Origin of the sequence: Mycolicibacterium parafortuitum (assembly GCF_010725485.1) — a bacterium.
Classification (GTDB): domain Bacteria; phylum Actinomycetota; class Actinomycetes; order Mycobacteriales; family Mycobacteriaceae; genus Mycobacterium.
This window is the reverse complement of record NZ_AP022598.1, coordinates 38,220-64,117: the sequence shown is the minus strand read 5'-3', so window position 1 is coordinate 64,117 and position 25,898 is coordinate 38,220. Positions and strand designations below refer to the sequence as shown.

Here is a 25,898-nt window from a genome sequence, read left to right as displayed (position 1 = left end):
TCGAGTACGGCTTGCGCACAGACGACCAACGCTCGGGCAGGTACATTGATCGCGCTCATCGGAAGTCCTCAGGTGTGCTCGCCGAAATTCCTCACCTGTGAGCAGCGATCAGTGTAGTTGTTGGCGGTTGCCGGTGGTGGTTCGGCGCAGGGTTTCGGCGGCGGCTTGGTGGTCACGCAGGCGGTAGGACTCGCCGTCGAGGTTGATGACTATCGAGCGGTGCAGTAAGCGGTCGAGCATGGCGGCTGCGACGGTGGTGTCTCCGAGGATTTCGCCCCAGGCGCCCACTCCACGGTTGGTGGTGATGACGATGCTGGTTTTCAGATAGCGTTGGGAGACAACCTGAAACAGTGCCGAGGCCGCCTCTGCCGGTAATGGTAGATAGCCGAGTTCGTCGATTACGAGCAGCGTCGGCCCGGCGTAGAAACGCATAGTGGTAGCCCAGCGGCCTTCGATCGCGGCGCGATGGCAGCGGGCCGCGAGATCCGCGGCGGTGGTGAAGTAGGTGCGGTAGCCGGCATAGGCGGCGGCCCTGGCCAATCCCACGGATAAGTGGGTTTTGCCGGTGCCTGGTGGGCCGATGAGCAGGATGTTGGTCGCCGATTCGAGGTAGCGGCAGGTGCCCAGCTCGTCGATGAGGTTGCGGTCGATCCCGGCGGCGGCATCGACGTTGAAGTCGTCGAGGGTGGCCGGGGTGGGCAGGCAGGCGAACCGCAGTCTCCCGGCGAGCCGGCGGGCGGTGGAGGCTTCCACTTCGACGGCCAGCAGCCTTCCAGGGCGGCGGTGAGCGAGAGCCCTTCGGCGCTGGCCTGGTCCAAGACCGCGGGGAGGGCTTCGGCGGCGGCAGCCAGTTTGAGTTCGGCCAGGTGCGAGCGCAGCTGCTGGTAGCGGCTCGCCGCTGCTGAGGGCGATTCCTCGGCGATGGTCGTGGTGGTGGTCTTCGGGGTGCGGCCGGTAGGGGTCACTGAATGGTCCTTTTCTGGGCGGCCCGCTCGTAGGCGGACAGATCGATCACGGTGGAATCGGTGGACGGAGTGCGGGATTGGTCAATACCTTTAGCGGTGTCGTGCTGCTGAAGCAGTTGCGCGGCAGCGGCTTTAGCTGCCGGCCCGGGTGGGATGCGTTCCTTGCGGCGGTGCGGGCGCCCGGTCATGGAGGTGGCCATCGCGGCGCTGTCCAACGCGATGACATGGCCGCTGTCACGCACCATCACTCCGAGCCCGTCAGCGGCCATCCGATGCCGGGCGATCACGATCCCGCTGGCGGTGGCGATATCGCAGAACTCGCCGCCGACTGGATGTGACACCACCACCTGGGCGGCGGCCAGTTCCGGGGGCACCGAGTAGCGGTTGCCGCGGTAGGACACCAACGCTTGGCGCGACGCGGTGCGGGTCTCGGAAACGATCATCGGATACGGCACCGCCGGCACCGGAGCCAGCGGTTCGGTCTTGGCCACCGCGGCGACCGAGGACCGGCCGTCGGCGGTGGCCCGTAGCCGGGTATCGCCACGCACTTGGGCGAAGCGGTCCAGGCTGGCTTGGGCCGCCTCGACGGTCATGTCGTCGGCCAGAGTGCGCCACCAGCGTTGCGCGGCAGTGTGGTTGGCCTTTTCCACCACACCTTTGCGGTTGCCGCGCCGCGGCGGGCAGATCGCCACCGAAACCCCGTAGTGCTTGGCCACCCCGGCGAACGAGGCGGTCACCCGGCCGCTGCCGGGGTCGCAGACTGTGGCCATCCGGTCAAACCGCCACACCCGTGTGCACCCACCCAAGCCGCGGGTCACGCGGTCAAGGCCGGAGACCAGATGCGGTTGGTCCTGCGAGGGCGACAACGACCCTCGCCATTTGGCCGAATGAGCCAGCGAGCCCACCAGCAGGTGCGCGGTCTTGCCCCACCCCCAGAACTCGGGCGGATCGGGCAAATCCAGCCAATCCCATTGGGTTTCATCACCGGGCTCGTGCGGGATCACCGCGTTCGGACGCTGGGTGACCGAGCGGCACGCCTCACACACCGGGCGCAGATTGCGGGCTCGGATGTTGCGGGTCAGGCTTTGATACGACAGCGCGAACCCGAGATCCTCGAGCTCGTCGTAGAGGGTGCGGGCCCATAGATGCGGGTCCTCGACCAGGCGGGCGGTGACGTAGTCGACGAACGGCTCGAACGGGTCCGGGCCGCGGCGAGCCCGGACCCCGGGCTCCCCGTCACCGTCGAGGTACTTGCGGACCGTTTTGCGATCGAAGCCGGTGTGGCGGGCGATCGCCGAGATCGACCAACCACGTTTGCGTAGGGCATGTACTTCCAAGTCGTCCTCCCATGTGAGCATGAGAAAGCGGGCCTCCTTCGATGGAGCAACTGGCGTCAGACACCAGCAGCTTCGAGGGAGGCCCGCCCTTCTCGGCGGAGCCACACGGGTGGGGAATTTCGATGAGCGTAAGTGGGGAAATTCAGTGAGCGCGGTCAACATCGAAAACTGTGGAAGTGGATTTACGGACGGTCGAGCGATCACGCGCCAATGAGAGGTGGGTTCTATCGGTGCGTAGTTGTCTGAAAACGCTGCGCTCTGGCCTGATGGGGAGGACACTGACTACAGCACACCATCTGGGAGTTCCAATGCCCGCAGCGCCGCCCTTGCAAGTCCCGCGCCTCGGCGACCCGATCACGGAACGGGGCGAGTGGTCCTTCGTCAAACGGGCCAGTTCCGAACGTCAGGCCGAGATTTGGAATGTCGTGCTGGTCGATGATCCTGTGTTCGGCCCGACGTCAGGCTTCGCCGTCGGCGTGGCGCCCTTGCGTGACCGAGACGGGCGTTATCCGTTGGTCTGGGTGCATGCGCCCCCGGCGCCGACCGCGCCGCTCGACGACAACAGTTGAGCCCGCCGTCCGACAAACAGGCGCAGGTTCGTCTGGCGAATGCCCGTCTGTTCTGTTGTCCGGTCTCAATGTGCTTGGCGGCTCGTTGCTGGTGACCGTCACTTTGTTTGAGACGGCTGCCGGCAGAACCATCTCGATACAGTCAGCGGTTCCGCAGTCAGCCACCCGTTTGTGGCCGACAACGCCTTGCGGCACAGTCATCTCCATCGTGGCACACCGAGAGCGCAGGGGTGTACGACGAGAGGGTGCTCACCGTCGCCGACGATCTGTGCTCGGCCTAGTTAGCCGCGCGTTTTATGGGCGAGCCAAGTGCTGTCTCGTAAGCACTCATATCAATGGCAAGCACAGTCCCGAGTTGCTGTAGTTGGCGAAAAAGCCGGATTCCGAAGTGAATCAGCTGGTCGGATTCAGCGCTGAATTCAAGCGGAATCGTGTCCTCGCGGCTCCCTAGTTCGACCGGCACCGGCGTGTAGTCGAACGCGACCGTGTCGACCGCGATGCCGATGTCGAGCGAGTCGTCTTGGCCTACTGACGGAAGGTGTTCCCGAAGCTTCGCAACGGTCGCTTCGCGATCCGACCAGGACGCCTCTGCTGCCAGAAGACCGCCGATGACGTGTTTGGCCGATGGGTCAACAGCGCCGTAGGTCCCGCCGGCGTGTTTTATTGGCGCCGACGTCCGGCGCAGCCGGCGGACCGATGCGATCTTTTGGCGTGCGGCGGTGATGTACGTCGTATTGACGATGGGCTTGACCTCGAAGACCGCGTAGACGGCTTCCACGGGCACGAAGTCGGCCCCGCCTTGCGACCCGAACCAGAGAGGCGAGTACTGGCGGTCGTAGACCGCTACGTCGATCTGTTCGCTCGTGGCGCCGTCAGCATCAACTGCAAAGATTGGCCCGACGACGTAGCGCTCGGGCAGAAAGCCCCTCAATACACCCGACCAATCAGCCTCAGAGTGGTTTCCGAGAGTCGTGGGATGACTGCTTACATTACGAATGGAGGCGTGGGAGTCGAGAAGTGTTGATTGCTTACGACGAAACGCTGCTGCGACATCGAAAGTACGAGTCATGGCAACTCCTTAGTGAGTGCGGAGGTTCGGGAAGGCTGCGACGGGGTTATTCCGAGGCTTGGTCGTCGAAGGCAGTGGTGGGACCCAGTTCAGCAGCCACTGTCAACAACAGGTCTGCCGTGATCGCGCCGTCCGGGTAGGCGGCCAAGATGGCGCTGGGTACAAGGCGCTGCGTGAGGTCGGAGTAGGTGAATCCATAGCAGTGGGGACCCTGGGCTCCGGTCGCGATGACCAGCTTGTCGATGGTGTCGGCGGGGAGATCGTAGTTCTTGAACGCTGTCGTGATGACCTGGCGGCGCTGTTCGTCGTTGGGCCTACCGAACTCGAATATTGCTGCCGCGCGGCGCTTGACGGCGGGGTCGAGGGCCGCGAGCCGGTTTGTGCACATCACCACAAGCAGGGGAGTGCCGGAGCCGGCGAGACTGTCGATCTCGGCGAGGAACGCGTCTACACCTGCACGGTCCTCATGGTGCATTTGCGTGGATTCACGGGATTGGGCGAGTGCGTCGGCTTCGTCGACGACCATAATCGTGATCTTCGTGACTTTGCCGGTGCTGTAGTTGCGGCCGAGCTTGGCCTCGGATCTGACCTCCTCAAACGCCGAGCTGATCAGGCTGGTCATTTCGCCTACGTGTCCCGATCCGCGAGTCGAGAGCTTGAGTCGCCACAGTTCGACCTCAAGGCCCATGCGGACGGCGAGATCACATCCAAAGCTCTCCGCCAACGCGGACTTGCCGGAGCCGACATCGCCGGCGAACAGCAGTAGAGGGGCACGATCACTCAGCAGAGTGATCGAGTGGTCATCGAGCTTTACCTTTGGGTGGTTCTTTGCCGCCCAGGTAGTCAGCGTCGACGGGTCGGCCAGAACGGCAGCCTCTTTGCGCAGCCTGGTCTTGATCGCGTCGAGGCCCACCAACCGTGCGTAGCGCTCGGCACGAACGTCGTCAGGGAGGGTAATGACCGGGTGGAAGAGGCTGGTCGAATCCGGCACTGAGTTCGCTCCTAGCAGAGGCCTGGTGTTGGAGGTGGCAAAACCGCAGACGGCGGGTGGTAGATCAGATGTCGAGGTAGACGGTGCGGTCGACGCCGCGGCCGTTATTGGAAAACTGGGTGCCAGCGGTCGATATCGCGCGGTTGGCGGTCGGCGCCGTACCCGGCGTCCGGTTCGTGGGAAGGGTCGCCTTGAACGCAGCCCGGCCCTCGGGAGAGAGCGCAAAGAACTCGGAATTCTGCTCGAGGTAACTGTGAAAGTCGTGACCGATGACCGCCATCGCGCTGGGCAGGTTCCCGGGAGTGTCGTTGCGAAGGTATCCGCCGCTGACGGCAGTGTATTGGAGCTTGAGCACCCATCGGTCTCCGTCGCGGAATCCGAACTGCACAAACTCGAGGTACCCAGCCTTGAGGTACAGGGCGAGTTCCTCGGTGAACACCTCGATGAGGCTCGGTTGCGGGTCGCCGTACTTCGAATACAGGTTGCGTAGATCGGCGCCAACACTGGCCGCAATCTCGCGGGCGTTCGTGATGGTGAAGGTGGACGAGCGCGTAGATGAGGTAGTCATGTCACGCCCCCGGGAAAGTTGGGCCGAAGAGGGTTTTCCACGCGGCCACGGCTGATGTTTTGTTTGTGGCCGCTGAGGCGGTGTTGACCTTGTCGAGCGCTTCGGAGCACCGTGTGACGAGGCGTTGGCGGTCGTAATCGGAGTATCCGCGTGTCACGTTGTTGGACGGGTTGACCGGGTCCCAGACCTGCACGGGGTCGGTGCAGGTATCGACGTCGTTGGCCTGGTAGTAGTCCGTGAAGAGAATCGGCTCTTTGAGTTCGGTCATGGCGATATAGGCGAGGAACTGCTCGAAAGCGCGTGGATAGTCGTCAATTGCGAACGGCTTGTTCAGCCAGCCGTTGTCCCAAAGGTGAGCAACGATGAGCTCGACGATAAAGGACTTGAACCGAAGCTCCGGTCCGGAGGCGGCCGCCTCGGTCTTGGCGCGGTGCACGAATGCCTTGACCAGGCGGATGAGTTCTTTGTAGTTGGGGCCGCCCTGTGCGCGCCGCTTATTGAGGAACTCCTTGTGCAGGGTCACCGACGTCAGCACCCGGTCGCCGGTCTGGGTGACGAGGTATCCTCGGTCGTCCGGCTCACCCTCGTAGAGCACCGGGGCTACGTCGATTTTGAGGCCGCTGCCGTGCATCGTGATGCCGACCGCGTGGTGCGAGATTTCGAAGTCGCTGGCGTCCTTGGTCGCGCCATACACTTCCACGCAGCGGTCGCGGAGCCACTGGAGAAGTTGTGCCTCGTCGACGTCCAAACCGCCGACGGCGCTGGCGCGGACGTACGCGGCGATGTCGGTGTCGGAGCTCGCTTTGATGGCGGTGTGCTTGGCGACGCTGCCCGAGCCGCGCATCTTCACGAGGTCGTAATTGGGGTGGTCAGCGATATAAGACTCCAGACGGGTCCGCAGGTGTGCGACCTGAGAACGCCGCGACTTCGCCGTCTCAGCGGGCACGTTGACCTTGTTTACCGCGAACGTCGACAGGTCACTGTGGTTGACGTGGTTATGCATGGGGAGATCCTCGCTGCTCAACGGGGTCGGCGAAATGGCGACCGTGACTTAGCTGGGTCCGGAGAAGTGCCGCGGACGAACGGGTCGGCCTCGAGCCCGTCGATGGTGACTTCGCCAAGCCCATTGGCGCTTAGCGCATCCCTGAACTGTCGTTTGAAGTGAGCCATGGGCCCCTCCGATCGTGTTGTACGCGGTGCGTGGTGACTAAGTTTGGCCCGCACCACCGACAAGCAGGGTCGGGCGGGCCATGGCCCACATGCAGAGTTACTTCTTCTTGCGACCCTGGCCGGTGCTCTCGTTTGTCGTCGTCTTCGGGTTCTTCTTCACCGTGGACTGGCTCACGAACCGGCCGGTGATTGCGCTACGTCCTCTTTTGCCGGGCATGCCCGCCTCCCATCTCCGTTCCAGATCCGATCTACTGTTTCAATTGTAACACAGTGTGCCATCAGCGATGCGCCGTTGCATATGTGAGACACTGGGCCATGGCCAAAACCACGATCAATACGGCCTCGCTGTACTCAGCTCTCGACGCTGCTCGCCAGCAACGCCAGCTATCGTGGCGCGCGTTGGCCGCAGAGATTGGCGTCAGCCCATCTCTGCTGTCCAGACTCGGCAATGGATTGAAGCCAGATACCGATGGATTCGCGACCATCGTCGAGTGGCTCCGACTGCCCGCTGAGCAATTCTTCGAACGCGATGGGGCGGACAGCGACGGTGATGTGTCCCGCCAACCTGACTTGATGGCGCAGCTCGCGCCCCTATTGCGAGCCCGGAAAGATCTGAGCGAGACCGACGTTAAGTACCTTCAGCAGATCATCGGTGCGACTGTCGAACGCGCGCGGGCCCAAGGGTGAGCTGTGCGACGGGGATTCAAAACTGAGGCAAAGCGCCTTGCGCTGGAATTACGGGCGGAGATCGGTCTCGATGCCCATTCGCCCTTTAACCCGTACGCGTTCGCCGATGAGTATGGGATCCCCGTGATCCAGATGAGCAACCTCGGCGGTCCGGCGCGCGATCATTTTCTCCAGGCAGAGGGCAGCGCCCTGTCGGGCGCACTGGTCCCCATTGGAACCGGTGTCGCCATCCTGGAAAATGATGCCCAACCGCCCGCTCGCAGGCGCACCACCATGTGCCATGAACTTGCCCACGTCGTGCTCGAACACGAGTTTGGCGTCTCCCTGTCTGCAGATGAACGCAAATGCGGCCTGGGCGGTGACCAGGAAGATGAAGCCGACTGGCTCTCCGGCGAGATGCTCATTCCCTACGAGGGCGCCTTCCGCCTCGCCCGCGCGAACGTGACCGACCAGCAGGCAGCTGAACTATTCGACGTAAGCCTCGCAGTCGCACGTTGGCGTATGAATCACAGTGGCGCGCGAAAGGTCGTCGAGCGGACCCGAAGCAAGTGGGCCAGCTGGCGCACGTCCTAACTGTGGAGGGTGCTCGGCGCGACTGTGTTAAGACGTTCCTGTTGACACTGGTTTCCAGTTTTTTGACCACGCCGTGCGCCGGCCTCCGCCGCAGGCAGGGGGGCCACTCGCTGTTCCGCATTGACGGATGCGCAGCCCAAACACCCGCTCGCGAGCCGCTAAGGTGCCGCCTGGGATCGAGCAAAATCTGACGCGACGCCCCGCCGATGGTGGTCAGGGTCGCCTCCGAACTGACGATGTAGCCGCGGATGCTGACGTCTCTCTCGCCACGCCGGGGCCATCCATTCGCCAGACCGTGGCCCGAGCTTCTCCGTCGTGGACGTCGACGGTCGCAAAGTCGTCAACGCATCGGGGGGAACTTGCCCGGTAGAGGCACGAAGATCGGGCCTGAACACAATGTACCTATGACAGGTCCCCGGGGTCTCGTGAGGCAGCTCGAGCAGTTCGTCGAGGAACTGCCGTCAATGACGGCTTTCGATGCCGAACACCGGCTCCTTCCGCTGTTAACTCCTATAATGGCGGCTCAAGGCTTCGAGGTCGTCCAGCAACTTGAACCCGATTCAGGTTTCGACTACGTAGGGACCGCCGCTCCCGACAGCGGGCAACAAGGACTGCTCGGCGTTGACTACAAGCACCAACGCCGACCGGTGGGCATCTCGGAGATTGACCGCATCATTGGGCTCGCGGGGCGAACTGCCGTCGGCCGACTCGTTTTCGTTAGCCGGTCAGGCTTCACCGCCTCGGCGCGAGAGCGGGCTCTGCAGAATCCCGTCGCTGTCGAACTTCTGACGCCCGATGACCTACTCGCCCTGGCGCGTTCGGTTGCCTCGGCTGGCGGGGAACCAGAACCTCGGATTGCGGCCTTGATCCGCGGCGTCAGTGAAGAAATGGCCAAGATCGTAGCCCGCGATCCCGACGCTCTCAACGACTTGGAATGGCGTGATCTTGAACGGATGTTGACCGTAGTCCTAAACGGTCTCGGCTTCGAAGCAGAACTTACGCCAGCGTCCAAGGACGGCGGAAAAGACATCATTGTCTCGCTGCGTACCGAATCAGGCATCGAGACCTACATCGTCGAACTTAAGCACTGGCGCTCGGGAAAGCGGGTCGGCGAGAACAGCGTTCGGGACTTCGTCAACGTCGTAGGGCGCGAGCATCGCGATGGAGGCCTGTTTCTCTCTACTCATGGTTTCGCCGAGAAAGCGTTCGAGTCACTCACAGAAATCGAGAAGACCACAGTTCGGTTTGGCGGCAAGACAAAGGTGGTGAATCTGTGCCGGTCATTTGCAAGAGTTGGCGCCCAATTATGGTTACCCGAGGATCAGGGCCTTGCCGAACTCCTGCTGGCCGACACAATCGACACGTGAAGGCATCGCAGCCAACTTCCAATGAAGGTGACAACAAAGAGCATTTCTATTGGTAGACAAAGGATCTCAATCGTACCTGACAGCCACTATCAGTTTGGTTGCTCTACTTAGATGTCCGAGCTGATGGGTTAGTCTCGGGCTCCCGATCCTTCGTGAGCGTGCGTTCAAAAGGACCCGACGAGCCAGTGCGACGGCTCGTCGCCCATCAGTCTCGAGCGCGCGTCTGAAGAAAATGGGGGTGATTTGCCCGTGCGCGCCGGCGCGCATGGGAACCTAGGGTTTCGCGGCACGATGGCGATGGGTCCGCACGGCTCGTCCCGAAACTGCTGGATATCCCTTCTCATGGATAGTGACGAATAGTTATGACAGCGCGATGAAGACGGTTTGGGATAACACGGCTGGCAGTCATTCCGAGGCCAAGGCAGAGCAATGCCCATAAATCGCGGTCCGGGGCGGCTGGCACTTTGAGCAGCGCATCGGACATGGGTGTGTCCGTATTGGACACGCCATGGTTCGAGCGACACTGCATCACGTGACGAAACAACCAGCGGTCCGTGTGGCCACGGTACAGCTGTGAAGCTGTGGGGCATCGGCTACCGGAGATGCGTTCGGAAATATGACACGACTCTGAGACAGAATCTTGTGACATCACGTGAGACAAATACAAGTCGCCGCAGGTTGCCCGCTCGGGCATATGACAGTGGATCTGAGAATCTACATCAATACGGCTACCCTCACGCTCATGCCGCTCGATCCCGGCGCCATCGGCGCGACCACCTCGCCGGAGCTGTTCACCTGGACCGACCGCGAGACGTTGCTCTACGCGCTCGGCGTCGGTGCGGGCACCGCCGACCTGGCGTTCACCACCGAGAACAGTCACGACGTCACCCAACAGGTACTGCCGACGTACGCCGTCATCGCCTGCTCGCCGTTCGGCGCGATCACCCAGATCGGTTCGTTCGATTTCAGCAGGCTGCTGCACGGGTCGCAGAGCATCCGGCTGTTCTCGCCGCTACCGCCTGCCGGCGCGCTGCGGGTCACGTCCGAGGTGGCCGACCTGCAGGACAAGGGCGAAGGCAAGAACGCCGTGGTGATGCTGAAGGGGACGGGTGCCGACCCCGACACGGGGCAGGTGGTCGCCGAGACGCTCACCACCCTGGTGCTGCGCGGCGAGGGTGGATTCGGCGGGCAGCCCGGCCGACGCCCGCAGGCCCCGGCGATCCCGGACCGCGACCCCGACGCGCGGGCCACGTTGTCGACCCGCGAGGACCAGGCGTTGATCTACCGGCTGTCCGGCGACCGCAACCCTCTGCACAGCGACCCGTGGTTTGCTCAACTCGCCGGTTTCCCGCGGCCGATCCTGCACGGGCTGTGTACCTACGGGGTGGCCGGGCGGGCGTTGATCGCCGAACTCGCCGGCGGTGACGCCACCAAGATCACCGCGATCTCCGCGCGCTTCACATCGCCGGTGCTGCCCGGCGACACGCTGACGACCTCCATCTGGCGGCTGGGATCCGGCCGGGCGGTGTTTCGCACCGAGGCAGCGAACCCGGACGGGTCGGAGTCACGGCTGGTGCTTGAGGACGGCGATGTGGAGTTTGGCGGATGACGGGGTGCCGGGATCGATCGCCGGCTGGCGCAGGCGCTGGGCAATTGTTTGCTGGGCTGGTAGCCTTCGCGATGCGCGGGGCTATTGATCTGGACCTTGGTTCGTGGGACGGGGGTGGATAGTTGTTCAGAGGTTTGCGGTCCCTGTCCGTCGGTGCCGTCGCTCCTGGGCTGTGGCGGGTCGATCAGTACTACTGGTTCACTGCGCTGCTCGCGTCGCGCGGCTTACAGACCGCCGCATGTCGCCTGGTTGCCACATGTATTGCCGCGTTCGCGTTGTTGCCGGTCGGGCTCGTCGCCGGCGTGTTCGGCCCGCAGTCGGTCGGTGCCCGCGTCGCCGCGGCGGTGATCGTCGTCGCTTCGCTGGCCATGGCGGCCCTGTGGCTGCGCGACCACTGGCCCAGCCGCGCCCAGTCTCTGGTCTGTGCGCTGGTCGGATCGATCGGGGTCGGGGCAGCCTCGCTGCTCGTCGCGAATCCGCTGATCGGCTTTCTCGGCACGGCGACGTACGTGGTGCTCACCGTGTACGTCGTCTGCTTCCACGCGGCGCGGCTGCTGGCGCTGACCTGGTCGGTCGGTGCGGCGGTAATGGTGGTGCTGGCGGTCGAGATGGCCTCGTCTGGCCTGGCCGTCGCGATCACCTGCCTGCTGATCGCGGTGCTGCTCAATGTGTTCGTCGCGAGTTCGTGCCGGGGGTTGATCAAGCTGCTGCAGCCGCAGGCCCATCACGGGGACATCGAACAGCTGACCGGCCTGCTGCACCGCGATGCGTTCTACAGCTCGGTGGCCACGCTGCTGGCCTCGCGCAGCCGCAGCGACGACAAGTTCCTGGTCGTCGTCGCGGTGAACATCGACAGTTTCTCCCTGCTGCTCGGCCTGTCCGGTTCCGGCGGCGGAAACCGCGCGCGGGTCACGGTCGGCCAGGCCCTGCGGGAGACGGTGCGGCACAACGCGATCGTCGCGCACGTCTCGGACGACGACTTCGTCATCGCGGACACGTTCACCACCGCGGACGCGTCGCCGCTGGTGGAACGGGTCCGCGGTTCGATCGCCGCGACCCCGCAGCGGTTGACGGCGAGCATCGGGGTCGTGGTCACGCCGCTGCCGCCGCTGGCCGCCCAGCCGCCCGACGAGGTGCTCGACAAGTTGATCGGGATCGCCCAGCAGGCCATCGAGCAGGCCCGGATGGCCGGCGGAAACCAGGTCCGCTACGTCGTACGCCCGACACTGGAAGACGGCGAGGACGACGGCAGGACCGCCTGACAGTCGAACAGATGTTCGATAGGCTGCCGGAATGGGTTGGCACACCGGTCCGCCGAGTTGGGGCGAGATGCGGCGCGTCCTGGAGGGAAAGCCACGCCGTGCGGGCTGGCCGATCGACGCGCAGATCGGTGACGGCGGGGACAGTCCGGCCTGGTCGAGCAAGCGGGGACAGTACCGCGCTCCCGAGCTGACCCGGCCGGGGGCCGCGGTGCCGTATGCCGAACTGCACGCCCATTCGGCCTACAGCTTCCTCGACGGCGCCAGCACACCGGAGGAACTCGTGGAGGAGGCGGCCCGGCTGGATCTGCGCGCCATCGCGCTGACCGACCACGACGGCCTCTACGGTGTGGTGCGGTTCGCCGAGGCGGCCAGGGAACTCGACATGGCCACGGTGTTCGGCGCCGAGTTGTCCTTGGGTGGGGGCAGTCGCACCGACGTCGCCGACCCGCCCGGCCCGCACCTGCTGGTGCTCGCGCGCGGGCCGGAGGGCTACCGCCGGTTGTCCCGGCAGCTGGCGGCGGCGCATCTGGCCGGCGGCGAGAAGGGGGTGCTGCGCTACGACTACGACGCGCTGACCGAGGCCGCCGACGGGCACTGGCAGATCCTGACCGGGTGCCGCAAAGGCCACGTCCGGCGGGCGCTGTCGACGGGTGGTCCCGAGGCCGCCGAGGCGGCGCTGGCGGATCTGGTGGACCGGTTCGGCCGCGACCGGGTCACCGTCGAGCTCACCCACCACGGCCATCCGCTCGACGACGAACGCAACGCGGCGCTGGCCGCGCTGGCGCCCCGCTTCGGGCTCGGTGTCATCGCCACCACCGCGGCGCATTTCGCCGAACCGTCGCGGGGCAGGCTGGCGATGGCGATGGGCGCGATTCGGGCCCGGCACTCCATCGACGAGGCGGCAGGTTATCTTGCGCCGCTGGGTGGTTCGCACCTGCGCTCGGGGGAGGAGATGGCGCGGGTGTTCGCGCACTGCCCGGAGGTGGTGACGGCCGCAGCCGAGTTGGGGGAGCAGTGCGCGTTCGGGCTGGCGTTGATCGCCCCGCAACTGCCGCCGTTCGAGGTGCCCGCCGGTCACACCGAGGACAGCTGGCTGCGGTATCTGGTGATGCTCGGCGCCCGGGAACGCTACGGCCCACCCGAGCACGCACCCCGCGCCTACGACCAGATCGAGCGCGAGCTGCGCATCATCGAGGAGCTGAACTTCCCCGGCTACTTCCTGGTGGTGCACGACATCACCCGGTTCTGCCGGGAGAGCGGCATCCTGTCGCAGGGCCGGGGCTCGGCGGCCAACTCGGCGGTCTGCTACGCGCTGAAGGTCACCAACGTCGACCCGATCGCCAACGAGCTGTTGTTCGAACGTTTCCTGTCCCCGGCCCGCGACGGGCCGCCCGACATCGACATCGACATCGAATCCGACCTGCGGGAGAAGGCGATCCAGTACGTCTACGAACGCTACGGCCGGGAGTACGCCGCGCAGGTGGCCAATGTGATCACCTACCGGGGTCGCAGCGCGGTGCGCGATATGGCCCGGGCGCTGGGGTTCTCGCAGGGCCAGCAGGACGCGTGGAGCAAGCAGATCAGCCAGTGGGGCAATCTTGCCGACGCCACCCATGTCGAGGACATCCCCGAGCCGGTCATCGAGCTGGCCAAACAGATCTCCAACCTGCCCCGGCACATGGGCATCCACTCCGGCGGCATGGTGATCTGCGACCGGCCGATCGCCGACGTGTGCCCGGTCGAGTGGGCGCGAATGGAGAACCGCAGCGTGCTGCAGTGGGACAAAGACGACTGCGCGGCAATCGGTTTGGTGAAATTCGACCTGCTGGGCCTCGGTATGCTCTCGGCGCTGCACTACGCGATCGACCTGGTGGCCGAGCACAAGGGCATCGAGGTGGATCTGGCCAAGCTCGACCTGTCCGAGCCGGCCGTCTACGAGATGCTGCAGCGCGCCGACTCGGTCGGGGTGTTCCAGGTGGAGTCCCGCGCGCAGATGGCCACCCTGCCCCGGCTCAAGCCGCGGATGTTCTACGACCTGGTGGTCGAGGTCGCACTGATCCGCCCCGGCCCGATCCAGGGCGGCTCGGTGCACCCGTACATCAAGCGGCGCAACGGCCAGGAGCCGGTTACCTACGACCACCCGTCGATGGAGCGGGCACTGCGAAAAACCCTGGGGGTGCCGCTGTTCCAGGAACAACTGATGCAGTTGGCGGTCGACTGCGCCGGGTTCTCGCCCGCCGAGGCCGACCAGCTGCGCCGGGCGATGGGGTCGAAGCGCTCGACGGAGAAGATGCGCCGGCTGCGCGGACGGTTCTTCGACGGCATGGCCGAACTGCACGGCATCACCGGGGAGGTGGCGAGGAGGATCTACGAGAAGCTGGAGGCGTTCGCCAACTTCGGTTTCCCGGAGAGCCATTCCCTGAGCTTCGCGTCGCTGGTGTTCTACTCGTCCTGGTTCAAGCTGCACCATCCCGCCGCGTTCTGCGCGGCGCTGCTGCGGGCCCAGCCGATGGGCTTCTACTCCCCGCAGACACTGGTCGCCGACGCGCGCAGGCACGGCGTCACCGTGCACGGACCCGATGTGAACGCTGCCCTGGCCCACGCCACGCTGGAGAACCGTGGCCTGGAGGTGCGGCTCGGGCTCGGCAGTGTGCGGCACATCGGCGACGAACTGGCTGAGAAGCTGGTCGCCGAACGAAAAGCCCACGGGCCGTTCGTGTCCCTGACCGATTTGACCCGGCGGGTGCAGCTGTCGGTGCCGCAGACCGAGGCGCTGGCCACCGCGGGCGCGCTGGGATGTTTCGGGATCACCCGCCGGGAAGGGCTGTGGGCGGCCGGGGCGGCCGCCGCCGAACGTCCCGACCGGCTGCCGGGGGTGGGTTCGGCGTCACATGTGCCGGCGCTGCCGGGCATGACCGAGTTGGAGCTGACCGCGGCCGACGTGTGGGCGACCGGGGTGTCACCGGATCGCTATCCGACGGAGTTCCTGCGCGAGGACCTCGACGCGATCGGCGTGGTGCCCGCCGACCGGCTGCTGTCGGTGCGCGACGGTACCCGGGTGCTGGTGGCCGGAGCGGTGACGCACCGACAGCGGCCCGCCACCGCGCAGGGGGTGACGTTCCTCAACCTTGAGGACGAGACCGGGATGGTCAATGTGCTTTGCTCCCAAGGGATCTGGGCGCGACACCGGAAGCTCGCCCAGACCGCGTCGGCACTGGTGGTCCGCGGCATCGTGCAGAACGCCACCGGGGCCGTCACCGTGGTGGCCGACCGGATGGGTCCGATCAACATGAAGATCGGGTCGAAGTCCCGCGACTTCCGCTGAGTACTCTCGGGAAGATGACGCTCAACCTCACCGCCGACGAAGTCCTCACCACCACCCGCTCGGTGCGCAAGCGGCTGGATTTCGACCGGCCCGTGCCGCGCGAGGTCCTGATGGAATGCCTCGACATCGCCCTGCAGGCGCCCACCGGATCGAACAACCAGGGCTGGCAGTGGGTTTTCGTCAGCGACCCGGAGAAGAAGAAGGCGCTCGCCGAGATCTACCGGACCAACGCGACGCCGTACCTGAACCAGCCCAAGCCGAGCCTGGGCGACCTGCGCGACGAGCAACGGCCCCGGGTCGAGGACTCCGCGCGCTACCTCAACGACCACCTCGACAAGGTGCCGGTCATGCTGATCCCGTGCCTGCAGGGCAAGCCGCAGGACACCGTGTCGGGCGCCAGCGCCGGCTACTGGGGTTCCCTGCTGCCCGCGGTGTGGAGCTTCATGCTCGCGCTGCGCAACCGCGGCCTCGGTTCGGCGTGGACGACGCTGCATCTGCTCGGCGACGGTGAACGCCAAGCCGCCGAACTTCTCGGTATCCCGTTCGACGACTACAGCCAGGCCGGGCTGTTCCCGATCGCCTACACCAAGGGCACCGATTTCAAGAAGGCGCGGCGGCTGCCCGCCGAGCAGCTCACCCACTGGGACACCTGGTAGGAGTCAGACGGCGCCGGCGAAGCCGTGCTGGCGCCACGCCTCGTACACGGCGACGGCCGCGGCGTTCGACAGGTTCAGCGAGCGCCGCCCGGCCAGCATCGGGATGCGCACCTGGTCGGTGATGTGTGGATCGGCCAGGGTGTCTTGGTCCAAGCCGGTCGGTTCGGGACCGAACATCAGCACGTCGCCGGGCTGATAGGCGATCTCGGCGAACGACGTGCGCGCGTGCGCGGTGAAGGCGAACACCCGGGCCGGCATCACCGTCGTCCACGCCGCGTCGAGGTCGGCGTGGACTGTGACCGACGCGAGATCGTGGTAGTCGAGCCCGGCGCGGCGCAGCTTGGGTTCGGACAGGTCGAATCCGAGCGGTTCGACCAGATGCAACTCGCACCCCGAACCGGCCACCATGCGGATCGCGTTGCCCGTGTTGGGTGCGATTCGAGGCGAATAGAACAGCACCCTGAACACGCACGTCACCTTATCGGCGTGCGCGCAGGCAGCGTCAGTCCAGGCAGGTTTCGTACGCGGCGATGGAGATCAGGCCGTCGAGCGTGTCGAGATCCACGATCTCGCCGCTCATGGCCCTCATCAAGGGGGAGTCGCCGATCTCGGAGGCATCGGCCAGCAGGCCCACCTCCACACCGTTTCGAACCATCTTCGCACCTCCGTTGTGCGGGCTGGTTACCCATCGAGACGCCGCGAAATCGCGGGCGTCTGGTCTTAATTGTTCCTTAGGAGTTCGACGATCCAGGCACGCGAACGCGTCGATGGGATAACGATCGATCCACGTTACGAAGCGGTGGAAACGGTGCACGGCGGCTGGCATACTCGTCGGGTCGCTGCCCTTCCGCAGGAAGCCCTATGAACGATCCTCGATCAGTGATGCGCGCGCGTCCGACCGCTCGGCCGTCCCGATGGGCGCCCGCCAACTGGCCGGTCCGGGTCAAGGTGCTGGCCATCGCCGTGGTCCCGCTGGTGCTGGCGTGTGTGTTCGGTGGCCTGCGGGTGTCTTCGGCCGTCGGCGACGCCCGCGAACTCGACCGCGCCGCCGACCGCGCGACGCTGGTGCCCGCGGTGGTCGACTACATGACCGCACTGCAGGAGGCGCTCGTCGTCACGACCGAGGGTGGTGACACCGGGTACGTGATGACCGAATTCGATTCGCGCAAGAGCGAGTTGACCCGGCTGCTGAACACCACCGAGGTCGACGACAACGTCCGGTTGGCGACCAACACCCTCCTCGACTACGGGCAGGACCTGCTCGACAAGATCGACGCGGGTGCGATGGATCTGCGCACCCGTGTGATGACGTTCGGGCCGCTGTTGATCACCGCGCAGACTGCCATCACCGGTCTGGTCGGCCCCGACGACGCCCAGGTGCGCGAGGAGGCCGACGTGCTGGCCCGGGCCGTCGGCGCCTGCGGCCAGATGGCGATGCAGCGGATCCTGGTCAACCGCGGAGCCGACCTCCCGGAACCGTTGCTGCGCTCGGCGATGGTCACGCTGGCAGGCACCGAACCCGCCACCGTCACCGCGCTCGGCACCTTCCTCGGCGGTATGAGCGACCAGGCCTCGGCGCTGCGCTCCCACATGGTGCGGCGCATGTCGCTGCTGAGCGAACCGTCGACCCCGCTGGTCGGCAACCCCGAACTGCTTGCCTCCCAACAGGTCACCGCCGACATCGCGCTGGCGGTGAGCACCCGGATCGCCAAGGCCGTGCCGGCCACGGTGGCCGAGCATGCCGCACAGGCCCGCACCGCGGCGATCCGCGATTCCGCGCTCGTCGCCGCGGCGATCCTGCTGGCCGGTCTGCTCGCCTTCTGGGTGGCCCGGTCGCTGGTGCGGCCGCTGCGCACCCTGCGCGACACCGCACTCAAGGTCGCCCACGAGGACCTCGCCCAGGAGGTCGAGCAGGTGCGCGCCGACGGCAAGGAGTTCGCGGTGGCCCCGGTGCCGGTGCAGACCACCGAGGAGGTCGGCCAGGTCGCTCACGCCGTCGACGAACTGCACCAGCAGGCCCTCGTGCTGGCCGGTGCGCAGGCTCGGCTGCAGCTGCAGGTCAGCGATATGTTCGAGACGCTGTCGCGGCGCAACCGGTCACTGGTCGACCAGCAGCTCGCCCTCATCGACGGGCTGGAGCGCGACGAGGAGGACCCCGAGCGGCTGGAGAGCTTGTTCCACCTCGACCATCTCGCGGCCCGGATGCGCCGCAATGGCGCCAATCTGATGGTGCTGGCGGGAGCGCGGACGTCGCGGGATCGCGCCGAACCGATGACCATCGCCGACATCGTCAAGGCCGCCGCGTCCGAGGTCGAGGACTACGCCCGCGTCGCCGCCGGCGACATGCCCGACACCGAGGTCGCCGGCGGTGTGGCCGCCGACCTGGTGCACCTGCTGGCTGAACTGCTCGACAACGCGTTGCGGTATTCGCCGCCGAGCACCGAGGTCCGGGTGTCCGCGGTGCCCACCGGCAACCACGGGCTCGTCGTCGAAGTCGCCGACACCGGCCTGGGCATGACCGAATCGGATCTGCGGGTCGCCAACACCCGGATGGAATCCGGCGGTGAGGTCACCCCGTACACCGCGCGCCACATGGGCCTGTTCGTGGTGAGCCGGCTGGCCGCTCAGCACGGCCTGGTGGTGCGGTTGCGCAGCACGGTGGCCGGCACGCCCGACTCCGGCACCACCGCCGGGGTGTACATCCCGGCGCGGCTGCTGCGTCACCGCCGGCCCGAGCCGGTGCCGCCGGCACCGGTTCCCGCGCCGGCGCCGATTCCGACACCCCGAACGGCTCCGGAACCCCGGCCCGCGCCGATTCCGGAACCCCGGACCGCGCCGATTCCGGAACCCCGGCCCGCGCCGGAACCGGAACCACCCCCGGTTCGACACGGGCGCGCCACCGTCGACCACGACGACGATGCGATCTACCAGAAGATGCTCTCCGAGTGGCTGGTCGATCCGCACGAGATCGCGCACAGCACCGACCTGAACTGGAAATCGGTATGGGACCACGGCTGGTCGGCGGCCGAGGCCGCGCAGTCGGCCCCGGTGCGCACACACACCAGCGAAGGTCTGCCGGTCCGCCAGCCCGGGGCGCGCCTGATTCCCGGCCACGCCGACCGGACGGTGGAGCCGTCCGACGGCCACCCGCTCCCGGCGCGTGACCCAGACGCCGTCCGCGCCAGCCTCGGCGGACACTTCGGCGGTGTGTACGCCGGCCGACGCCGGGCCCAGGACGCGGCCCCGGACGCGCCATGACGGCACCGAATCCGCGATCGTCGCTGGACTGGCTGGTCGCGAAGTTCGCCCGGGAGGTCCCAGGGGTGTCGCACGCAATCCTGGTGTCGGCCGACGGGCTGCTGATGGCCGCCAGCGAGCACCTCCCGGGAGAGCGGGCCGACCAGCTCGCCGCGGTCGCCTCGGGCCTGGCGAGCCTGTCGATCGGGGCCGCGCAACTGCTCGACGGCGGCCACGTGCTGCAGTGTGTGGTGGAGATGGAGGGCGGCTATCTGCTGCTGATGCGCGTCGGCGACGGGTCCAACCTCGCGACCCTGGCGGCCCGCAACTGCGACATCGGGCAGATCGGTTACGAGATGGCCGTCCTGGTGGAACGCGTCGGCGCGGTCGTGCAGTCGCCGCGGCGCACCGCCGGGCAGCCGTGACACCGCCACTGGTACGCCCGTACACGCTGACCGCCGGGCGCACCGACACCCAGGTGGTGCTGCCGTGGGAGGCGCCCGTCGGCGTCGCGGCGACCGCGCCCGCGGCGAACTGGCCGGGCCACGACCTGCGCGCCCGGATCGTGGCGCTGTGTGACCGGCGCCCCTCGGTTGCCGAGATTGCCGCCCATCTCTCCGTTCCGCTCGGCGTGGCGCGGGTACTCGTCGGGGACCTGGTGGTGCAGGGTTACCTGCGGGTGCACGCCACCTTGGGCGAGGCCGCGACGGCCGACGAACGACGAGACCTGATCGGAAGGACACTGCGTGGCCTCAGGGCACTCTGACGGGCGGGCGTCGACGAAGATCGTGATCTCCGGCGGGTTCGGCGCCGGCAAGACGACCTTCGTCGGGGCGGTGTCGGAGATCGTTCCGCTGCGCACCGAGGCGTTGGTCACCGGGGCCTCGGCCTGGGTCGACGGCCTCGACGCGACGCCGGACAAGACGACCACGACCGTCGCAATGGACTTCGGGCGTATCAGCCTGGCCGACGATCTGGTGCTGTACCTGTTCGGCACACCCGGGCAGCGCCGGTTCTGGTTCATGTGGGACGACCTGATCCGCGGCGCGATCGGCGCGGTCATCCTGGTCGACGTGCGCCGGCTGGAGGACAGCTTCGCCACCGTCGACTTCTTCGAGGCGCGCGGGCTGCCGTTCGTGGTCGCGGTCAACGAGTTCGACGGTGCGCCACGGTATCCGCTGGATTCGGTGCGCAGCGCGCTGGCATTGCCGCAGCACGTCCCGCTGATCGCCGTCGACGCCCGCGACCGCGAGTCGGCGAAAACGGCGCTGATCGCCGTGACCGAATACGCGCTGAGCCGCCTGGCGCCGACGGGATAGCGGTGGCCGACGAACCCGCCCATCAGGCCGACCGGGAGTTCCACGGTCACGATTTCCGCGACGAGGATCTGAGCGGGCTGCGCACCGAGCGGGTGGTCTACACCGAGTGCGATTTCACCGGTGCCGACCTGTCCGACTCCGAGCACACCGGCTCGGCATTCCGTAACTGTACGTTCCGGCGGACATCGTTGTGGCACAGCACGTTCCGTCACTGCAGTTTTCTCGGCTCGACGTTCGTCGAGTGCCGGATGAGGCCTCTGACGCTGGTCGAGGTGGACTTCACCCTCGCGGTGCTCGGCGGTATGGACCTGCGTAAGACCGACCTGTCGGACTGCCGGTTGCGGGAGACCAGCCTGGTTGGGGCGGATCTGCGCGAGGCGGTGCTGGCGCGGGCCGACCTGTCCGGTGCCCGGGTGCAGAACGCCCGGTTCGACGGCGCCGACCTGCGCGGCGCCCGTGTCGACCCGACGTTCTGGACGACCGCGAAGCTGCGCGGAGCCAAGGTCGACATCGAGCAGGCCATCAGGTTCGCCGCCGCCCACGGCCTCGATATCGGCGGCTGAAGCCCATCGGCGCTGGTCAAAAAACCGCACGTGGAAGGGTGTTTGACCCCATAGCCGGAAAAGTCGCTTCCCGAATGCGGAAAAAACTAGCGTCGGTGGCAGCCGTCAAGTGAAAGGACCCTCGATGACCGCCACCGTCGCCGCAGCCCCCGCCGAACTGGAACCGGCCCACGCGCAGACGATCTCCGCGACACTGCCGTTGGTCGGCGCCCACATCGACGAGATCACCACCGAGTTCTACCGCCGCATGTTCGGCGCGCACCCCGAACTGCTGCGCAACCTGTTCAACCGCGGCAACCAGGCCCAGGGTGCTCAGCAGCGCGCGCTCGCGGCGTCGATCGCGACGTTCGCCACCCATCTCGTCGACCCGCAGTTGCCGCACCCGGCCGAACTGCTGTCGCGCATCGGGCACAAGCACGCGTCGCTCGGTGTCACCGCCGACCAGTACCCGATCGTGCACGAGCATCTGTTCGCCGCGATCGTGGAGGTGCTCGGTGCCGACACCGTCACCGCCGACGTGGCGGCCGCGTGGGACCGGGTGTTCTGGATCATGGCCGATACATTGATCGCGCTGGAGCGCGACCTGTACCGCGCGGCAGGCGTCGCCGACGGCGACGTGTTCCGCCGGGCCACCGTGGTGTCCCGGGTCGACGACCCGTCCGGCGCGGTGTTGATCACCGTGCGTCCCGACGGCAAGCCGTTCGTCAACGTGCTTCCCGCCCAGTACGTCTCGGTGGGCGTGACGCTGCCCGACGGCGCCCGTCAGCTTCGCCAGTACAGCCTCGTCAATGTTCCCGGCGCCGATGAACTCACGTTCGCGGTCAAGCCCGTCCCCGCGGACGCCGGGCAACCCGCCGGTGAGGTGTCGTCGTGGATCGCGGCCAACCTGTGCGTCGGCGACATTCTCGACGTCACGGTGCCGTTCGGTGATCTGCCCGCTCCCGACGGCAGCGCCCCGGTGGTGCTGATCTCGGCGGGCATCGGGGTGACCCCGATGATCGGCATCCTGGAGCACCTGGCCGCGACGGCGCCCGAGACCACGGTGCAGGTGCTGCACGCCGACCGCAGTGATCAGGCGCATCCGCTGCGGGAGCGTCAGGTCGAGCTGACCGAGGCGCTGCCCAACGCGCGTCTGGACGTCTGGTACGAGGACGGGGTGACCGCCGGGCAGTCCGGTGCGCACCCAGGCCTGATGAACCTCGCAGGCATCACGCTGCCCGCCGACGCGCACGTGTACCTGTGCGGCGGCAATGGTTTCGCGCAGGCGGTGCGGGCTCAGCTGACCGAGCGGGGCGTGCCCGCCGAGCGGGTGCATTGCGAGCTGTTCTCGCCCAACGACTGGCTGCTGGGCTGACCGGCGGTCAGGGCACGCCCGTACCGACCGCCCGCGTCACCAGATTCGCGATGATGCGGCAGTAGTCGGGACCGATCGTGTCGTTGGAGTACAGCGCGTAGGTGTGCAGCGGGGAGGTGAGCAGTTGCAGCGCGAAGACGGGTTTCACATCGTCGCGCAGCTCACCCCGTTCGGCGGCGCGGCGGAAGATGGTTTCGACCATCTCCCGCCGCACCGACCAGAACCGGCTCCGGGTGCTCGGATCGACGGCCTGGGACCTGCTGTCGATCACCAGCATGCGCGAGATGCGCCGCCCCATCGGCTCGTTCAGGTAGTCGGCCAGCGCCAGCGCCAGAGCGGTCAGGTCCCCGTGCAGGGAACCGGTGTCGGGCAATTCGATCATCGTGCGGCTGTAGCTCATCAGCGCTTCGGCGATCAGTTCCTCTTCGTTGCCCCATGTCTGACGGAGGTAGTCGGGACTGAGCTTGGCGCGTAGCGCCACCCCTTCGAGGCGGAAGCGGTCCACGCCCCAGTGCTGCACTTCCTCCAGCGCCGCTTCGATGGCGGCTGCGCGCTGCGACCCGTCGGTGTCCGACAACTCGATCTCCCCCTACATCCCCGAGGGCCGAGCGTACGGAAGTCGGCGGAATTTGCCGACGAAATCAGCTATTTCAGCCAGCTGATTTAAGCCGGATCCGCCAGCGCACGAAGCCGAGGTAGCCGACGCTGATCAACGCCAGCATCCCCATGTCGAACAGCCACGCCCCGGAGGTGTGCTCCCAGTGGCGGTCCTGCGGGGTCAGCGGTCCGGGCACCAGCCGGATCAGGTCGACGGTCGACGCCGACGCGGCGAAGCCCCAGCGGGCCGGCGTGAACCATGACATCTGGTCCAGCACAATGCGGTCGGTCACCGGAATCATGCCGCCGGAGAACACCAGCTGGCTCATGATCGCGACCACGAGCAGCGGCATGATCTGCTCGGCGGACTTGGCCAGCGCGGACAGCGCCAACCCGACCATCGCTGCGGCCACACATGTCACCGCGATGTCGACGAACAACTCGAGGCTGCGGTTACCGAGTACCGCGCCGCTGTCGACCGCGCCCGGCCCCCAGCCCTTGCCGATGATCGCGATCGTCGTGACGATCGCGGACTGCACGATCGCGAACGCGGTGAAGACCACCACCTTGGCCAGCAGGTAGGCCGACGTCGACAGCCCGACGGCCTGTTCCCGGCGGAAGATCGCGCGTTCGCCGATCAGGGCGCGGATGGTCAGCGCGGTGCCCATGAAGATGGCGCCGACGTTCAGCATGACAAGGATCTGGCCCGGTTCGTTCGGTGCCGCGCCGCCTTCCATCGCGGTTTTCGGCACGCCGAATCCGACGTCGCCGGGCACCGACAGCGACAGCACGCCCATGATGAACGGCAGCAGCATCAGGAACGCGAAGTAGCCGCGGTCGGAGACGACCAACCGGATCTGGCGGCGCGCGATCGTCGACAACTGGCGGCGCAGGCTGGTGCGGGTCGGGTTGCCGAGCTCGGACGGGGTCAGTGCCGCGGGCTGCGGTGGCGGCGGCCCGTGCTGGGCCAGGTACCGCGCAGCCGCTGCCTCGGGGTCGCCGGCGACGGAGCTGAAGATGTCGGCCCAGTTCGTGGTGCCCATCGCGGGCCCGATCTGGCTGGGCGGGCCGTAGAACGCGGTCTTGCCGCCGGGGGCCAGCAGCAGCACCTGGTCGCAGACGTCGAGGTAGGTCAGTGAGTGGGTCACCACCAGCACGACGCGGCCCGCGTCGGCGAGCTGGCGCAGCATCGTCATGACCTGCCGGTCCAGCGCCGGGTCCAGACCCGAGGTGGGCTCGTCGAGGATCAGCAGCGACGGGCCGGTCAGAAGCTCGAGGGCGACCGAGGCGCGTTTGCGCTGACCGCCGGAGAGCTTGTCGACGCGGGTGTCGAGGTGCTTGGTCATCTCGAGCTCTTCGAGCACCTCGTGGACGACCTTCTCGCGGTCGGCCTTGGTGGTGTCCGGCGGCAGCCGCAGCTCGGCGGCGTACATCAGCGCCTGGCGCACTGTCAGCTGGCCGTGCACCACGTCGTCCTGCGGCACCATCCCGATCCGGGAGCGCAGCGACGCGTACTCGGCGTGCACGTCGTGGCCCTCGAAAGACACCTGACCGGTGGTGGGGTGGGTGTAGCCGGCGACCAGCCGGGCGAACGTCGACTTGCCCGCGCCCGACGGGCCGATCACCGCGGTCAGCGTGCCGGGCCGGGCCGACATCGAGATGTTGTCGAGCAGCGTCTTGTTGTTCTCGATCGTCCAGGTGACGCCGTGCACGTCGAGGCCGCCGGTGGCGGTCGCCGCCGCGGTCTCGGTGCGGCGCACCAGCGTTCCGTCGCGGAACAGCAGGTCGACGTTGCCGATCGTGACCGTGTCACCGTCGGTGAGGACCGCGGTTTCGACCCGCGACCCGTTGACGAAGGTGCCGTTGATGCTGCGGTTGTCGCGGATCTCGGTACCCGACGGTGTCGGGACCAGCGTCGCGTGGTGGCGTGAGGCCAGCACGTCGGGGATGACGATGTCGTTGTCGCTGGAGCGACCGATCTTGATGGATCCGGCGGGCGCGTCGGCGGGCTTGCCGGGCCGCAGGATGCGCAACATGCTCGTCGCGATGTTGTCGCCGCCGCCGGAGCGGGGCGCGGCCGCGGGCCCCATCACGGTGACCGGATCCATCGCCGGCGATGAGATCGACGGCGGGGCCGGGGCGGGCCGCGACGGGGCGGTGTGCGGCGGCGCGGCCGGCGGCGGGGGCACCGGGGGTGCCGGGTGCGTCGCCGACGTGTGCGGCCGCTGGTACGGGCCGCTGGACGGTCCGGTCTGCGGACGCTGCACCGGGGGGCGCCCGGTCGGGCGAGGGGCCGCGGGCATCGCGGTCGTCGGCGGGGTGCCCGCCGTTCCCTGGTGGCGGCCCACCTCGAAGGTCAGCAGCGGGCCGTCGGGGTTACCGATGTGCAGTTGCCCGCCGTCGTTGATGTCGACGGCAGGCACCCGCCTGCCGTTGACGTACATGCCGTTGAGGCTGCCGTTGTCGATCGCGATCCACCGGCCCTGATCGAAGCGCAGCACGAGGTGCGCGCGCGAGATCAACGGGTGGGCGATCCGGACGTCGGCCCGCAGGTCCCGGCCGACGACGACGTCGTTGCCTGCCGCGAACGTGTGGGTGGATCCGTCGTAGCGAACGGTCAGGGCAGGAGATCCTGGGCGGGTCACTGAGCCGCTCCGGCGGCGACATTAAACATCGCGCC

General features: G+C 67.0%; 23 protein-coding genes and 1 pseudogene. 14 read left to right on the top strand and 10 right to left on the bottom strand.

Annotation, left to right across the window (positions count from 1 at the left end):
• Nucleotides 1–108 precede the first annotated feature (108 nt).
• A pseudogene (gene istB, locus NTM_RS00260) lies at nt 109–965 on the bottom strand (IS21-like element helper ATPase IstB).
• Nucleotides 962–2,323, bottom strand: a complete 1,362-nt coding sequence (locus NTM_RS00255) for a Mu transposase domain-containing protein (RefSeq protein WP_163765050.1) — start codon at nt 2,321–2,323, stop codon at nt 962–964. Before NTM_RS00255 ends, istB begins: the two are co-directional and overlap by 4 nt.
• A gap of 287 nt (nt 2,324–2,610) precedes the next feature.
• On the opposite strand from NTM_RS00255, the gene NTM_RS00250 reads away from it, so the two are divergent.
• Nucleotides 2,611–2,871 carry a hypothetical protein gene (locus NTM_RS00250; RefSeq protein ID WP_163765048.1) on the top strand — a complete coding sequence of 87 codons (261 nt, stop codon included), beginning with the start codon at nt 2,611–2,613 and terminating at the stop codon, nt 2,869–2,871.
• A gap of 277 nt (nt 2,872–3,148) precedes the next feature.
• On the opposite strand, the gene NTM_RS00245 is transcribed toward NTM_RS00250, so the two are convergent.
• From NTM_RS00245 to NTM_RS00230, 4 genes are all read right to left on the bottom strand, one after another.
• Nucleotides 3,149–3,940 carry a DUF6602 domain-containing protein gene (locus NTM_RS00245; RefSeq protein ID WP_163765046.1) on the bottom strand — a complete coding sequence of 264 codons (792 nt, stop codon included), beginning with the start codon at nt 3,938–3,940 and terminating at the stop codon, nt 3,149–3,151.
• 46 nt (nt 3,941–3,986) lie between these two features.
• A complete protein-coding gene (locus tag NTM_RS00240) occupies nt 3,987–4,931 on the bottom strand; it encodes an AAA family ATPase (RefSeq protein ID WP_163765044.1) in 945 nt (314 codons plus the stop codon).
• A gap of 64 nt (nt 4,932–4,995) precedes the next feature.
• The gene (locus tag NTM_RS00235; protein WP_163765042.1) at nt 4,996–5,499 is read right to left on the bottom strand and encodes an HORMA-1 domain-containing protein; all 504 of its coding nucleotides are present in this window, start codon (nt 5,497–5,499) and stop codon (nt 4,996–4,998) included.
• Nucleotide 5,500: 1 nt separating this feature from the next.
• The gene (locus tag NTM_RS00230; RefSeq protein ID WP_163765040.1) at nt 5,501–6,502 is read right to left on the bottom strand and encodes a CBASS oligonucleotide cyclase; all 1,002 of its coding nucleotides are present in this window, start codon (nt 6,500–6,502) and stop codon (nt 5,501–5,503) included.
• Nucleotides 6,503–6,984: 482 nt separating this feature from the next.
• Here NTM_RS00230 and NTM_RS00225 point away from each other — a divergent pair, with 482 nt between their 5' ends.
• The 7 genes from NTM_RS00225 to NTM_RS00195 all read left to right on the top strand — a co-directional run bounded on the left by NTM_RS00225 (nt 6,985) and on the right by NTM_RS00195 (nt 16,148).
• A complete protein-coding gene (locus NTM_RS00225; protein ID WP_163765038.1) occupies nt 6,985–7,356 on the top strand; it encodes a helix-turn-helix domain-containing protein in 372 nt (123 codons plus the stop codon).
• A gap of 3 nt (nt 7,357–7,359) precedes the next feature.
• Nucleotides 7,360–7,929 (top strand): ImmA/IrrE family metallo-endopeptidase, encoded by a 570-nt coding sequence (locus NTM_RS00220; protein WP_163765036.1) that lies wholly within the window; start codon nt 7,360–7,362, stop codon nt 7,927–7,929.
• A gap of 425 nt (nt 7,930–8,354) precedes the next feature.
• On the top strand, nt 8,355–9,296 hold the full coding sequence (locus NTM_RS00215; RefSeq protein ID WP_163765034.1) for a restriction endonuclease: 942 nt from the start codon (nt 8,355–8,357) through the stop codon (nt 9,294–9,296).
• 742 nt (nt 9,297–10,038) lie between these two features.
• Nucleotides 10,039–10,905: a MaoC/PaaZ C-terminal domain-containing protein gene (locus NTM_RS00210; RefSeq protein WP_163765032.1), complete on the top strand. Its 867-nt coding sequence runs from the start codon at nt 10,039–10,041 to the stop codon at nt 10,903–10,905.
• Between the two features lie 122 nt (nt 10,906–11,027).
• Nucleotides 11,028–12,167 (top strand): GGDEF domain-containing protein, encoded by a 1,140-nt coding sequence (locus NTM_RS00205; protein ID WP_163765029.1) that lies wholly within the window; start codon nt 11,028–11,030, stop codon nt 12,165–12,167.
• Between the two features lie 31 nt (nt 12,168–12,198).
• Entirely contained in the window at nt 12,199–15,492 is a 3,294-nt protein-coding gene (locus NTM_RS00200) for an error-prone DNA polymerase (RefSeq protein ID WP_163765027.1), read from the top strand.
• Nucleotides 15,493–15,506: 14 nt separating this feature from the next.
• Complete coding sequence (locus NTM_RS00195) at nt 15,507–16,148, top strand: nitroreductase family protein (RefSeq protein ID WP_163765025.1); 642 nt, start codon at nt 15,507–15,509, stop codon at nt 16,146–16,148.
• A 3-nt stretch (nt 16,149–16,151) separates the two neighbouring features.
• Here NTM_RS00195 and NTM_RS00190 read toward each other — a convergent pair whose 3' ends face one another.
• The gene (locus tag NTM_RS00190) at nt 16,152–16,616 is read right to left on the bottom strand and encodes a tRNA (cytidine(34)-2'-O)-methyltransferase (RefSeq protein WP_163765023.1); all 465 of its coding nucleotides are present in this window, start codon (nt 16,614–16,616) and stop codon (nt 16,152–16,154) included.
• Nucleotides 16,617–16,650: 34 nt separating this feature from the next.
• Nucleotides 16,651–16,803 carry a hypothetical protein gene (locus NTM_RS28485; protein WP_170311961.1) on the bottom strand — a complete coding sequence of 51 codons (153 nt, stop codon included), beginning with the start codon at nt 16,801–16,803 and terminating at the stop codon, nt 16,651–16,653.
• Between the two features lie 227 nt (nt 16,804–17,030).
• Between NTM_RS28485 and NTM_RS00185 the strand changes: the two genes are divergently transcribed.
• The 6 genes from NTM_RS00185 (at nt 17,031) to NTM_RS00160 (ending at nt 22,621) form a co-directional block, all read left to right on the top strand.
• Nucleotides 17,031–19,406 carry a sensor histidine kinase gene (locus NTM_RS00185; protein WP_232079574.1) on the top strand — a complete coding sequence of 792 codons (2,376 nt, stop codon included), beginning with the start codon at nt 17,031–17,033 and terminating at the stop codon, nt 19,404–19,406.
• On the top strand, nt 19,403–19,810 hold the full coding sequence (locus NTM_RS00180; RefSeq protein WP_104863023.1) for a roadblock/LC7 domain-containing protein: 408 nt from the start codon (nt 19,403–19,405) through the stop codon (nt 19,808–19,810). The genes NTM_RS00185 and NTM_RS00180 overlap by 4 nt, the downstream gene beginning before the upstream one ends.
• The gene (locus NTM_RS00175) at nt 19,807–20,151 is read left to right on the top strand and encodes a DUF742 domain-containing protein (RefSeq protein ID WP_104863024.1); all 345 of its coding nucleotides are present in this window, start codon (nt 19,807–19,809) and stop codon (nt 20,149–20,151) included. The genes NTM_RS00180 and NTM_RS00175 overlap by 4 nt, the downstream gene beginning before the upstream one ends.
• Nucleotides 20,132–20,704 (top strand): GTP-binding protein, encoded by a 573-nt coding sequence (locus NTM_RS00170; RefSeq protein WP_163765019.1) that lies wholly within the window; start codon nt 20,132–20,134, stop codon nt 20,702–20,704. Before NTM_RS00175 ends, NTM_RS00170 begins: the two co-directional genes overlap by 20 nt.
• A gap of 2 nt (nt 20,705–20,706) precedes the next feature.
• The gene (locus NTM_RS00165) at nt 20,707–21,267 is read left to right on the top strand and encodes a pentapeptide repeat-containing protein (protein WP_104863026.1); all 561 of its coding nucleotides are present in this window, start codon (nt 20,707–20,709) and stop codon (nt 21,265–21,267) included.
• 124 nt (nt 21,268–21,391) lie between these two features.
• Nucleotides 21,392–22,621, top strand: coding sequence for a globin domain-containing protein (locus NTM_RS00160; RefSeq protein ID WP_163765017.1), 1,230 nt, complete (start codon nt 21,392–21,394; stop codon nt 22,619–22,621).
• Nucleotides 22,622–22,628: 7 nt separating this feature from the next.
• Here NTM_RS00160 and NTM_RS00155 read toward each other — a convergent pair whose 3' ends face one another.
• Together NTM_RS00155 and NTM_RS00150 are read right to left on the bottom strand one after the other, a co-directional pair.
• The gene (locus NTM_RS00155; protein ID WP_163765015.1) at nt 22,629–23,198 is read right to left on the bottom strand and encodes a TetR-like C-terminal domain-containing protein; all 570 of its coding nucleotides are present in this window, start codon (nt 23,196–23,198) and stop codon (nt 22,629–22,631) included.
• A gap of 73 nt (nt 23,199–23,271) precedes the next feature.
• On the bottom strand, nt 23,272–25,863 hold the full coding sequence (locus NTM_RS00150) for an FHA domain-containing protein (protein ID WP_163765013.1): 2,592 nt from the start codon (nt 25,861–25,863) through the stop codon (nt 23,272–23,274).
• Between the last annotated feature and the right edge of the window lie 35 nt (nt 25,864–25,898).